Genomic DNA, 12,818 nt, shown 5'->3' on the forward strand with positions numbered 1-12,818 from the left:
GGAAGGACACATCTGCGGCGCGCCCGAACCGTCCCTTTCGCCAGCGTGATGGCCGCTGGGATGGCTTCGAGAACTACAGCCGGGGTCTTAACAAAGCGTGAGGACACGTTGGGCAAAATAAGCCTTAACAGGGAATGAACTTAGAGCTGAGGGTGGGAGCCCCACACGCACCAAACCCGCACACAAGGTTCCGTGTGCGCGCCGCCCGTATGCGGCAAAGGGCGGGGTCGCGTATGCCAGACCGCAGTTAACATATGATATGCCGTGGCGGGGTGCATCACACGCCCGCCTTGGCCAACCGCTCCATCTCGGTAAGCCAAGCGTTGGCTTCCTGCCGGGACAACCGCCAGCCGCCTTGGTAGAGGTCAACCGCATACATGCCCGTACCTACCTGAACCAAGCGCGCGTCGTAGGGCAGGGACACACGGGCGCGCAGAGCCTCTAGGCGGCGCTGTAGGAGGTCTCTGTGGCTGGCCACTAGACGATCCTCCGCAAGCCATAGGTGGCCCGCATGGTGCGATCCATGCTGCCGTTGGCCATGGCGGTGCGCACACGGTTATCTATATACATATCAACGGTCTTGCGGCCCATGCTGTCCTGCCCCTCGGCCATGGTGATTTGGCTGCCATTGTTGTTGTTCACGTTAATAACAACGCCCGCCTCAGCCGTGCGCGGGGTGCCAGCCGAGTTTATAAACGCCGAGGCCGAGATGCGCCGGGCGGCGGGCTGGATGGCAAACTCAGGCAGCGCCGGTACGGCAACCCGAGCCAAGGGGGATATTGCCGTGGCAGCGTTAGGCACCGGCGAGGGGCTGGTGGTCACCGTGCCAGAGCCCGAGGCCGCGCCAAGTGCACTAAGAAGCAGATTGCTAAATTGCTGCACCTGCTGGCTCAGCAGGAACCGGGCAATGTCGCGCAGGATGTTGTTGAGCATATCCTTAAAGGCATCGCCAACCGTGCTGGTGCCATCAATGAGGCTGTCGAACATGCCGGTAATGCCATCGGCAAAAATGCCAACTACGTCGGTGACCCCGCTAAGTTCCAACTCAAGCCGCCCCAGTTCTGCATGCAGCTCTGCCAGCTTGGCCTTGTACGCCTCCACGTCTGCGTCATCCAACAGCTTGGCCTTGCGTAGCGCGTCGTAATCCATCTCAAGCTGGTCAATCTCAGCCCGCACCTTGCCAATGGGAGTAAGGGTGGCTTTGATGTTATTGCGGAACGCCTCAAGCGCCTTGGTGGTCTCCTGCACCCGCTCCTTAGCGTCCTTGGCAGCAGCCGCAGTGGCAGCAGATGCCGCCTTGCTGGCAGCAGCCGCCTCGTCCTCAATTTTCTTGCGCCGCCGCAGGATTTCCTCCTGCTTCTCAAGCTCCGTATACGCCTTGTCCCGGTAAGCCGCCGCAGCCGCCGCTTGTTCCTCAAGTTTGGCGTTGGCCATGGCTTCTTCGTACTTGAGATCCACCGCCTTGCGCAGACCAGCAATCTGCACGTCAATAGCGTCACCGCCAGCCTCGAGAACCTGTAGCTGCGTCTCGTCAATGATGTTCTGAAGCGCCAGCCCCTCAAAGCTGGCCTTAAGCGCAGAGACAGCAGCGGCGGCACGGTTGAAGTTTTCAGCAATGGCGGCGCTGGTGCCTACCTGCTGGTCCATTACCAGCGAGAGCGCGCGCTCAATAACTATACGCTCACGCGCCGAAAGCTCCATGCCATCGTAAGAGGTAAGGAGGCTGGCAACAGATGCCGCAATCTCCTCGCTGGAAAGCTTCTGGTTGTTGAGAATAGCGTCAACGTTAGACACCAACCCGCTGAGCTGGCCGCCAATGCTGCCCTCAATATCAATAATGTCCTGAAAGTAGTCGCGGACCAATTTGGCAGGACCAACCTGCTCCTTGAGCAAGTTGGTATTGCGCGCCCGCAAGGCTTCCTCAGTCGCCTCGTAGCGCGCGATGTTGCGCCGCGCATTAGCAACCTGATTGTACGCCTCAAGCTGCGCCGCGTTCATCTTGTCCGTGCTGCCAGCTATGCGAAGCATCTGGCCTTCGATGCCAGCTAGAGCAGCATCCATCTCCGTAAGGCTAGACGCCTTGGCAAGATCGCGGAACCTATACTCAAGCTGTTGCGCCTGCTCATTGGTGCCACCAATGGAATCCCTGATGCGCTCCCAACGGTAGTCAAGGAAATCAAACCACCCCGTGTCAGGGTTAAAATCGCCAAGCGCCTTAAGCTGCTCCGTCATATCAAGGAACGCGCGCCGCTTCTCAATCTGCAACAGCGTCTTATCGAGGTCCGCCAAATCCTCGTTGAACGTGCCCGTCTGCTTCACAACATTGGTGATGCTGCCAAGGTTGTTGTTGAGGCTGCTGGTGTAGGTATCCAAGCTTTTGGACGCCTTCTCAGACGCCGCCGCAATCTCCTCAATGCTCTTGCCCATGTCCAACAACACAGGGGCCAGCGCGGCAGCAACCGCCACGAATGCGCCAATGCCAATGCCCAACGCGCCAAAGCTAGACAATAGCTGTGGGAGCTGCTGCCCTAGTGCCTGCGTGGCACTTACACCACCCCCAAGCTGAACAGCCAAATCCTGCACCTGATAGCCGGTGTTCTGCATGGCTTGGTTGAACTGCCGCTGCTTGCGCGTAAGACCATCTTGGTTCTTGCCAAACTGCTGCGTCTGCCCGTTCACCTTGCGGATCACGGTGTTGTACGCAGTGAGCGTCTTGCGCACGTCGTTGAGGCGTTCCGCGCCCACAACGTCAATCTGTAGCCTGTGGTGTACGTCAGCCATGGCTATTCAGTCCCCCATGCCGTCATCCTGCCGCGCGGTGTAAGCTGCGAACCACGCCACTCCGGGCGCAGCATTTTGCGGTAAGACCCTCGGGCATCGCTGCCCGCAAGCCGCGCCAGATACTGCTCGGCGGGCACAACCTCCACGAGCTTGTTTGTAAGTAAGTTGGTTACCTCAACCACCGGCAGGCCATCGCATTCCGTCAGACGCGCACGGTAATTGCTGGGCACCATGTGACGGAGCCTGCCAAGGCGGGCTTTAAGGATTGCCACACGCCTCATTGCGCGCCCTCCCCGCCAAGCGGGGCAGGATTAGGCCGACGTGCCGCGCACCATTCCTTGCCGCGCGCCCATGGGTAGGTGACCTCTGCCCCGCCTTGCCCCTGCGTGTGCTGCACAGTGATCCCGTAGTAATTACTCCCGCGCACCACCCCTGTGACGGTGCCGCCACCGGCTATGGGCGCGCGAGCCCATAGCTGAATCACATCCCCAGGTTCGAGCTCCTGCACGAAGTTGAGTTCCGTACTCATTGCACCGCCTCCGTGAAGGGTTTCGCCAAGGCCAGCGTGTAAACCGCAGCCGCTTTGCCTATCTCGGAGGCCAAGTGCTGACAGACCTCGGCGCTGCTGTAGAACAGCGTCGTGCTACCCAAGTTTATAAGGTTGGCCACCCCCGTAACGTGCTGCCGCAAGAACACCGGGCAGACCTCAGCCACCGGCAGACCCTCGGTAACCAACTGGCGCTCTATGACGCGGCCCACGGTGAGGATAAGCGTCTCAAAGGTGATGCACATAAGCAGAGCAGCGCGCATGTGCGCGTTAAGCACCGCCGGGCTGAGACCCATGGCCTGCGCCTGCTCCCAGTCGTCAGGCGCAATGGCCACCCGCTCGTGAGCCAGCGCAGGAAACAGACCCGCGCCAAGCCGCAGCGCCTCATGGCGGGTAAGCTGCACCCGTGGGTCAAACAGCGCGGTAGCCGCAGGGCCAGCACAGACGCCTAAGGGGTGGAACGGCATCTTGCGCATACTGCCATCGTTGTTGCGCCAGTAGCCGTTGCACTCAGCGTAAAACCCGCGCGCGTCCGTGCCGCAGTGGATCGTAATACGATCCGCCCCCGGCCTATCGGGAAGTTGGGTAGCGTAAGCGACCGCATGCGCCGCCTCGTGGATGGCCAAGGCGAGGTCAATTTGTTCCGGTATGGCGGTGCTGGTCATGGCTTGCCCTTTGCTTCTCGCACAGCTTGTTCGGCGTTTGTTCTCGCAACGATTTTGGCAACTTCCTTACGTGAGGTGTCCTCTTGGCTTTCCGCCCCCATGACCTCGGCCAGCGCGTCAGCCGCCGCCGTGCATGCGCGCTGGGCAACCTCCTGCGGCACCAGATCGCACAGCCGCCATTCCAGTATGCCTTGGTTGAAGCCATCGCGCAGCGCCTTGGCCAACCGCTGGAACCGGCTCACGCCAAGCTGATCCTCCATGTGCTGCACCGCCAAAACATTCTTGGCCAAGCGCACGTCAGCGTTGGCCCCCGGCATGCTGCGCACCAAGACAACGTCAGCAGGCGACAACCCGGCCTTCTCAGCCAGCGCCCCAAACTCGTCGTTTCGGAGATACTGCACGGCATCCTTTACCGCCGCAGCCGGGCCAATGGCACACAACGCAGCAATGCGGCGGCTGACCTCGAAATCCGCAGTGCTGGCCAACACGTCGCCCACCTTGCAAATCACGTGCCCGCTGGCGCTGCGAATGGCTATCTCAACCGTGGCCTCGCTATAACGCGAAGGGGCCAACTCACACACCGCAGCGGCAGTGCTGAGCAAATGCCGAAGCTCGTGCTTGCTTATGGAGACGGCCGAATTACCCACGGCTAGACCCCTCCCAATGCCGCTTGAGAGAGGCGGGGGGATGGCCCTTTACCGTCTCAGACTTGCGGGTGCCAACGGGCTCGAAGCGGGCTCGGATGGATTTAAGGTTCTCGCGCGCCATGGTCATTGCCGCACTGCGTAAAAGGGCGTTACCGTCAATGTTCTCCAGTTGCTGCTTGGTCCAATCCCGCTCCTCTATGAACATTTCGGTAATGGCGTCGAGCATGGCCTTTTGCGATATTTGTCCCCTCATGCGCGTGACCCCTCCCAAATTGTCGCCACGTTATCCAGCACAGCCTTTTGAGCCGTGGCCTTGCGCCGTTTCAGAAGTGCGTTGCGCTCGCTCGCCCGAGCCTGCACCCAAGCTTTTGCGGCTTTCTTGGCCTCAGACACTGGGAGGCGAGGCAGAACATTCTCCATGTCCGCAACCGGCTCGTATTTGGCCAGGATTTCGCGGGCAGGCAGAGTCGGTCGGCCCACCTCTAATACTTTCTGCCAAGCGGATTGCGTGGAGACGCCTTTTTCCCGTGCCATCTCAAATGCTGCTTGGAGCATATGGCTGCGCTCTGCCGCGCTAGGATCGTCAGACAGCGCCACCGCATGCGTAACCTGTTCGCGCATGTGCGCGTCCATCTCCTCCGCGCGGGCGGCAACAATGTCCCGCTCTTGCGTAAGATGGCCAAGGGCCACCTTAAGCACCTCAAGCGTCTCGGAAAGCTCGGGCACATCGGCATCGGGCTGCATCATGCGCAGGGTGCGCAGCGATGCCTCAACATCCGTTGCCAAAGGGACGCTCTCGCTAGGCGGGCCAACAGCAGATTCATCTATTGGCTGCCACTCCTCGCCCGCAGCCGCCGCGCCAAGCGTGTTCATAACCTGCTGGATTTCCAAGATGGCCGCGTCAATTTCGACCAGCAGACGCAGCACCAAGTCTGCCAGTTGGTGCCCTTGCTCAAGAATGCCCATGACGTCATCAAGCGGTGTCTTGTTGCGGATGCCCAAAGCCAAGCACTGCCGCCGCAGCTCACCGCTCATATGCCGCGCAACATGAGCACTGGCAGAAATGACCCAGCCATCGCCAAGATCGTACGAAAGCGGACGCAGCTTCTTTAGGAGCATTTGCTAACCCCCGTATCAGCCAAGAGCGCCGGGTCCATGCCAGTGGCTAGGAGGTCGCCGAGCAGAACCTCCTCAACCTCCCGTAGCTGAGGCTTTACCAGCTTGGGCGCGTTCTTGCTGTGACGCAGGAGATACCTGACGCGCTCCAACGTGTGCAGTGCATCGGCCTGATACTGCGCAAGCGCAATGGCATCGGCTGCGGTCGGTTGGGCAGGGATAAGTGACGCAAACTGTGGTCCCATCTGGCACACCTAATGTTGCGGGGGCTAACAAAAGGGTACTTCAATGGGCAAAGGGCGTGAATGAATAATGCTGTATACTCAGGGTGTTAGTTTACACTAGCGCCCAATACCGCCAACTCTGGCCCGGTCATTGAAGATCCGATACCGCTGCCTGACTTCGGGTGCCTCCTCCTGCGCGGCAAGAGCGTATAGGTCTTCGTAAGCCTCCCCCGGCGAGGCGCGCACCAGCGACAGGGGCCAATCGCGAATTGCCGCCTCACGAACCAGCCAGTGCGCCTCGCGCAAGGTGAGTGCGCGCGCCGTGCCATGTTGCAACTTGCGGCGGTGCTGGCGGCTCTGGGAGGTGTGACTGCGCACCGTCTCAGGGTTCTCCTGCGGGTGGAACACCGGGGGCCTCCTCTGCGTCTCGTATGCGCTTGCTAGGACGGGTGCGACCCATGGGCGGCTCCTGTGGAGGCTAGTTTAGGATGCTTGCCCACCCACTTTCGGCATCTTTGGTCTCCGCCAAGACGCCTGCGGCGTTGGCGCGACTGCGGCTGACCACCCCACGGCGGCTGCCAGTAAGGCCGAGGCATTCCAGCGCGCTTTGCATCACGCGAAGCTGCTGCCGCATCGCACTGCTCATCGCCAAGTAGGTTTTGACGTCACCCGCCGCCTTTGCGGCATCGGCCTGAGCCTTGCAGAAATCAGCCTCGTCACGGCCGAGCGCGGCCTTGCGGACCATCTCAATGTCAGCCGGGGTTAGGTTGTCGTAGGTGCGCTGAACCTCGCTGGCCAGCATCGCGAACCGGAGCTTGCCGTTGGCGGTGAGGTCAGAAGGAAGGTCAATGCCGAGGTGATCGGTCAGCTTGCGGGCGCGGGCGGCGGGGCCGGATGGGCGACCAGACTTTTTGGGCGGCTTGTTGGTGGGCATTGAAGGTGTCTCGCGTACCATTGGTACAACATTACGTCACCCATTTCGCTTTGCAAACTGAGTAGAGGCGGCTGCTTGTTTCCGGGCCACCGAGTCAGTAGCGTCCGGAGGATTTCAGAGTTGCGTCCGCAGGAGAGTCCTTGGTGTCTGGCAAAAGTCCGTTTCGTCAAAAACAACGGTATTGGGAGGAAAAACTTTGGGACCTACTAACCCCTCTTTCGCTGGAAGATTTGCTTATCATGGCGTGGGCAATCGAGGCATTCAGGACTGGTCGAGATCAGGCTGCACTCAAGCATGCTGCGCTTCCTGGTGCGCCAGCTGATCACGCTATAGGTGGCAGGTTATTTGTGCCGCCTTGGAGCGTGGATGCTGTGCTCAACGAGAAGTTGGTTCTGGGCGGCGCAGGTGGGCAACCAGTTCGGCGTCTTGATTTAAAGGCTTGGGGGAGTATTGCTAAATTATTGGGTACGTACAACGCTCTCGCAAATGTGGAAAGTGTCAAGGATATAGAGGATAATAAAATAGTTGCGGCTTTGCCTAGGCTGTTTTGGCCACAGTACGATTGGCAGATTGGCTATGACAACATGTTCCGTTTGGCTCGGGCTTGGCATGTATATGTAACACCAGAAGCTAGGGAGGTGTTCGAGGCGAAGTACGATATCGAGTTGGACCTATTTATGAAGGTCGTGCTGGCAATTTATGCCGGAACTGAAGATAGTCCCGGCGTTAGTTATGCTCGGATTGAGGGTGTCGGGGCTAGTAGGGCAGAAATTGCAAGCGTGTCTCGCGTGATCGGTTCTAACTTTGAGGGGCAGATGAGATATTCTGTCGAGTTGAGGGACTCGGATTTGCCCAGAGTGTTTCGACGCAGTGTCATTAAGGAGAGGCCACTCTTCGAGTATTTGGCGCGTGATGGAAGTAAGGGTTTCTTCGTTCCGTCCAGAGAGTGTTTGCTTCTGCGAATAACCGATGGCCTGTACTACGACATAGTTAGTGATCCTGATGCGCGTAGGGTTTCGGGGGATAAATTTGAAGATTTGTGTTTCCAGTTGTTGGAGCACTTCGCGGGGCCTGAGAACTATGTGGAGAGAGAACGGGAAACTTCATATGGGAAAAGTGCGGATCTTTTTCTTCTTGATCGCAATGGTGAGGCGGGCATCACCGTTGAATGCAAGATCAGAAGAATTCCGCAGAGAGTTTTGACGTCTCCTGACCCTTGGCGAGATTGCGCCGACGCGTTTGATGATATCGTAAAGGGTATTGTGCAGATTTGGCGCACTCAGGCAGAGCTTTATGCCATATCAAGACCAGAGATGGTCGGAGTGGTGCTGCAATATGATCCTTGGACAGTGATGGGGAACGCGTTCATTCAGGAAATATTCGTGAAGGCAGGAGATAAAGCCGATAGGTTGGGAATTCCGAAGGCGCGTAGGATTCCTGTTGCTCTTGTGGGCTATGCTGAGTTCGAATCTTGCCTCAGATGGTACGAAATAGATGCTATCCGAGAGGGCATCAGGCTATCGGTCGAGGAGAAATACCATGGTTATCAGCTCTCTGGGATAATTGAGGGGTTTGCAGCGAAAAGCGGCCCTAAGGACACCTTTGACTATAGCGAAATTGCCGGGCGCGCCGTCCCATGGTGGGGTGAGTTAGCCTGAACTGGTTTTGAGTGCGGGAAAGGCTTGCTTGGGGTTCGGCAGAGCCGAGCCTTTTGGCACTCTTCAAAGTGCAAAGAAGAGCCCCCTGCGCGGTGTGGACACCCCCGAGGCCCCTATAATTTGGACGCCCCCCCGTCTATCTGAAGCCCCATGCTCGGCCGCGCTGCGATCAGTTGCTCTGGCGCAACACGTGACCTCGTGCGCAGCGCAACGGCGTCGGGCCTCAGTGCAGCGGCAAGCAAGGCGGGCATCGCATGGCCGATGCTAGGGCATGGCAGGCAGGCAGGGGCGGGCGCGCAGCACAACGCACAGGCGGCGCGCACAGAGGGCAGCGTGGCGGGGCTAGCCCGCCCCACCTAGCTTAAGGTCACCGTCCCACGGGCGCGCATACCCGCGTCCTCGGTGACCCCGCCCAGCATAGTGAAGCCGAACACCAAGAACAGGGCCACTGCATGCGCTGTCCGCTGCCGCCGCCCGGCGTACACCCGGCAAGCGAAGCGGTGACGATGTGAGGCGAGCACATGGCAAGCCAAAGACCAAGGGGCGCGGCAGGGGTGGTGTAGGCCGAGGACGGTGTGCCTAACTGCGAGACACGAAACCCGCCAGCAACCGGCCACAGGAAGCGGATGCTGGCGGGCCCGCCAAGGTTGGCTGACATCACCGTAGCGCGACCAGCCTATCGGGTGCAGGGGAACGAGTGAAGCAGGGGCCGTGCCAATGTCGGAGCCATTGGTTTTACAACGGCTTAACCATGTTTGGTGTCGGGGGTGTCGGTAGTGTGTCGGTACACGGATTTTACCGACACCCTTTTTTGTCCTTCTTTTCTTATACTTATTCTATTTGGTGTTAGGAGTGTCAGGAGAATAGAGTAAATAGAAAAAACGCAGCCAGTGGTGCAGCGGCTGCTCTATTAGCAAAAAACCGAGAAAAGTCCCTGTGCCGACACCCCCGACACCCGATGATGTAAATGGTTGTACTTGCGCAGCAAAAAAGGTGTCAGCAAATTTGGTCTGCTGACACCGCCCCGACACCCCCGACACCCGGTGGCCAAAATGTCCTGAGAAGCTTTGCCTTTTTAGTAGGGCATGGCTGCACCCTGCAAGCAAGCAAAAACCGAGGGAGCTGCCAAGGTATCAGTGGCGGCGCTTGTTCGGGGCGTAGCTGGCCGAAACGCCGTCTGAGCCGTCCTCCTCCCACTGCATGCTCTGGGACCACTCCCCGCCGTCATCCCACGGGTAGGGCTGGTACTTCATGTCCCATGCGTAGCGGGCTTCGGAAAGCAGGGGGGCCAGATAGAGCGGTCCCTGCCTGACACGCTTCCGCGCAAAGCCGATGTTCTCAAAAATGGTCTTAAGTTCCTTGGTGAACGGGTTCTTATCTTTACGTCCGATGCCGTGCAGCTTGCAGAAGCTGCCGTAGGCTTCCTCCAGCCCTTCCACCTCTTTCTTGCCCCGGCAGCTTACCGGCACCTGAAGTTCCTTGGTCCTGGCGTTCTCCACAGTGCCCGTGGGCAAGGTGCCCATTTCCAGCATGTAGAGGACGAACTGCTCGACGCTGCTCATGCCGCTGAACATCTGTTCACGCAACGCAGCGGTCATGGGGATATGTGAGCGCGGGTGCCAGTTGGCCAGCGGGCGCATGAGCAGGTCGTACAGCATGGCCTCGTAGCCGCCCGCCTCCATTTGTTCGTTCAGCCGCCCGAAGTACGCATGGTCTTGCTTGTGCTTGTCCGACACATCGAAGCAGGCGAAGCGGCGCTCCCCCAGCGTGGCGGGTACAACGGTGCGCTGGTTCGCTGCCATAACCAAGTTCACGTGGCTCTCATCCGACATGATATCCACCCCCTTGGCTTCCACCGCGAGCACGTTCTCCGTGATGAGGCCCTTTAGAACGGCCTCGGCCTGCCGGTCATCGGGTGCCAGCGCCTCATCGGCAAAGATCAGCTTCTTGTCCTGCATGTGGCTGTTGAAGCGGCCCGTGACATGCTGCGAGCTGGTTACGTGCATGGCGTGTATTCCGAACAGGGCGACCAGTGCGTTGGCGAAGGTGCCCTTGCCGTTGCCCTTGTTGCCACGGAAGACCAGTGCGACCTCGGCCTTGCGGTTAAGGTTCTGCAAGGTGAATGCGGCCCAATTTAGAATATACTCGGCGTACTCCTTGTTTCCCCCGGCCAGGACCTCACGGATATGGTATGCCATAAGCGACCAGTCGCTGTGCTTGGGGGCATAGCCGAAGCCGCGCCAGAGGTTAAAGTTTCCGTCAACGCTGGGAGCCTCGCCGGGATAGAAGCCGATGCTGGTGTAGAAGTTCCGGGTGCGGTTGTACCAGTAGGAACTGAGAGGCACGTACTTGTGCTTATTCTCCTCCTCCTCCGGGTTGGTAAGAACCGTGATATTGCCCCACGCGCTGCGAAAGTTTCCGACCGTCATTGCTTCAAACTGGGTGAAGCGCAGGTGCTTCATGCGCTTGGCTTTCGCCATGAGCACACATGATTTTCCGCCACGGGACCGTATTACGTGGAAGATGCCGTTCATCGCCGCCAGCAGCGTGTCCAACTCGTTGCCGGGCGTGAGGATGGCGTTGTTGCCGCTAAGGTTGTTGATGTGCATGTGGGTGTCGCGCACCCGGTTGAAGTTAAGACGCGTGTTTTGTGCATAAATGATACGGCCATCGGGCAGCACAACTTGACCCTCGGGGGTGTTTTCATTTGCAGACATGGTGGGTACTATATCCGTGTGAAAGATGAGCTACTTGGGGCCGCACTAGTTGCGGCCCTTTGTTTGCCCACGGTTTAAGGACACGGGGGCCGTCCCTGCCTGTGCTACGCCATGGCGCTACCTCCGCTAAGTTTCGCTGAAATGGCATCCATAGCCGCGTGTGCGGCGGCCTGTTGCTGGGCACGATGCCAGCGGTCGGCCAGCGCCGCAGTGCGCAAGCTGGGCACGACACCCACCTCGGCCAGAAGCTCGTATGCCGTCATGGCATCGGCCGCTTCCTGTTTAAGGACGCGTACGATGGTGCCGAAGCCGACCATGGTATCCTTGTCCGTCTCAAAGGTGCCGTAGCGGTACTCACACTCTGACGGATCGGCCCTTTCCGCGTCAGCGGGCTTGTACTTGTCGCCGTTGGCTGACCACTGCTCCCAAAGCTGAAGGCCAGCGGGGCCACCGCCGGTCATGAGGTGCAGGGCCATGCCGATCTGATACCAGTTGTCGTGGCCGAGATCGGGATCCAGCAGGTCAAGCAGCGCAGCCATCTCAGCCGTGGTGACCCACGGCAGGGCATCGAAGCGCGTGACGCCCACATACCCATGGCCCTGATCGGCCCACAGCATTTCGGCATGCGCAGCGGGAGCGGGCAGGACGATGGGCGTGGGCTCAAGCATGACCTGTTGGGTGATCGTATTCCCCAGGTCAGAGCCGACGCCATTGGGCTTGCGCTGCCCTTCCTGTTTGAGCACGGCGAGCAGCCATGCGGGGGCGGGGGCAATGGGCACCTCGCCGGGCGCACGGCCTCTTACCCAATGGTATGACCCCGTGCGCCTGTGACGCGAGGGCGGGGCTATAACCATGCCGCGCATGCCGCGGACATCGACGCCCGGCAACACCTCAGTACCGTTAACCACATGGCAGGATTCCGGGACGGTGAAATACAGGTGCCAGCCGCCGCTTGCCGTGCGCGCGGTTACGGTCACAGGGGCAACGCCATGGGGCTCGCAGAGGGCTTTGAAGGCTGCAACGCCATCGGCTTTGTGACCGCCCGGTGAGGGCACATCCACATCAATGACCATGAGACGGTTGCCGCAGGGGAGAAGTTCGCCGGTGGGGATGCCAATCATGGCGCGCGGGCTGTATTCCCAGTACCGGCGCACCACCTCGGCATCCCCGGTGTTAGACCACCGCTGGCCGTTGTACAGGCGATTGCGCTTGCCAATGATGCCCGCCTTTTGACCTGCCTTGGTTACGTAGGTCGGAAACACCCGGAAGCCGAAAGCAACCAATGCCAGCGCGGCCTCAAGCATGCCGCCGCCATTGCCGCCTTTTTGTATAGACGCGGCTATATCAGGTTGCTTGGCTGTTTTGGCTGAGGCAATATGGGAGCTAGGCAAGTCATTCTCCTTGGTTGTGACAAGGTTTATGATCGCGGCCCTGAGCGCGGCATACGCTCAGGGCCGCTACCATTTAGCGGCGATGGGTGTGAGAAGTACTTTGGCGGGCCGTCGCCCGGTGGTCCCATAAGAACCGAA

The 12,818-nt window shown here is 59.4% G+C and carries 9 protein-coding genes; 1 reads left to right on the forward strand and 8 read right to left on the reverse strand.

The window, feature by feature from the left end:
• Positions 1-477: 477 nt before the first annotated feature.
• From IQ782_RS15565 to IQ782_RS15590, 6 genes are all read right to left on the reverse strand, one after another.
• Complete coding sequence (locus IQ782_RS15565; protein ID WP_194135577.1) at positions 478-2,781, reverse strand: phage tail length tape measure family protein; 2,304 nt, start codon at positions 2,779-2,781, stop codon at positions 478-480.
• Between the two features lie 525 nt (positions 2,782-3,306).
• Positions 3,307-3,993, reverse strand: coding sequence for a hypothetical protein (locus IQ782_RS15570; protein ID WP_194135578.1), 687 nt, complete (start codon positions 3,991-3,993; stop codon positions 3,307-3,309).
• Positions 3,990-4,640: a hypothetical protein gene (locus tag IQ782_RS15575; protein WP_194135579.1), complete on the reverse strand. Its 651-nt coding sequence runs from the start codon at positions 4,638-4,640 to the stop codon at positions 3,990-3,992. The genes IQ782_RS15570 and IQ782_RS15575 overlap by 4 nt, the downstream gene beginning before the upstream one ends.
• Before the next feature lie 249 nt (positions 4,641-4,889).
• Positions 4,890-5,759 (reverse strand): hypothetical protein, encoded by an 870-nt coding sequence (locus tag IQ782_RS15580; protein ID WP_194135580.1) that lies wholly within the window; start codon positions 5,757-5,759, stop codon positions 4,890-4,892.
• A gap of 338 nt (positions 5,760-6,097) precedes the next feature.
• Positions 6,098-6,388: a hypothetical protein gene (locus IQ782_RS15585; protein WP_194135581.1), complete on the reverse strand. Its 291-nt coding sequence runs from the start codon at positions 6,386-6,388 to the stop codon at positions 6,098-6,100.
• Between the two features lie 70 nt (positions 6,389-6,458).
• The gene (locus IQ782_RS15590) at positions 6,459-6,914 is read right to left on the reverse strand and encodes a hypothetical protein (protein WP_194135582.1); all 456 of its coding nucleotides are present in this window, start codon (positions 6,912-6,914) and stop codon (positions 6,459-6,461) included.
• Positions 6,915-7,057: 143 nt separating this feature from the next.
• Between IQ782_RS15590 and IQ782_RS15595 the strand changes: the two genes are divergently transcribed.
• The gene (locus IQ782_RS15595) at positions 7,058-8,572 is read left to right on the forward strand and encodes a hypothetical protein (protein ID WP_194135583.1); all 1,515 of its coding nucleotides are present in this window, start codon (positions 7,058-7,060) and stop codon (positions 8,570-8,572) included.
• Positions 8,573-9,705: 1,133 nt separating this feature from the next.
• On the opposite strand, the gene IQ782_RS15600 is transcribed toward IQ782_RS15595, so the two are convergent.
• Together IQ782_RS15600 and IQ782_RS15605 are read right to left on the reverse strand one after the other, a co-directional pair.
• Positions 9,706-11,289, reverse strand: coding sequence for a DUF5906 domain-containing protein (locus tag IQ782_RS15600; RefSeq protein WP_194135584.1), 1,584 nt, complete (start codon positions 11,287-11,289; stop codon positions 9,706-9,708).
• Between the two features lie 104 nt (positions 11,290-11,393).
• Positions 11,394-12,680, reverse strand: coding sequence for a bifunctional DNA primase/polymerase (locus IQ782_RS15605; protein WP_194135585.1), 1,287 nt, complete (start codon positions 12,678-12,680; stop codon positions 11,394-11,396).
• Positions 12,681-12,818 lie beyond the last annotated feature (138 nt).

This window comes from Salipiger mangrovisoli, assembly GCF_015223355.1.
Lineage (GTDB): Bacteria > Pseudomonadota > Alphaproteobacteria > Rhodobacterales > Rhodobacteraceae > Salipiger > Salipiger mangrovisoli.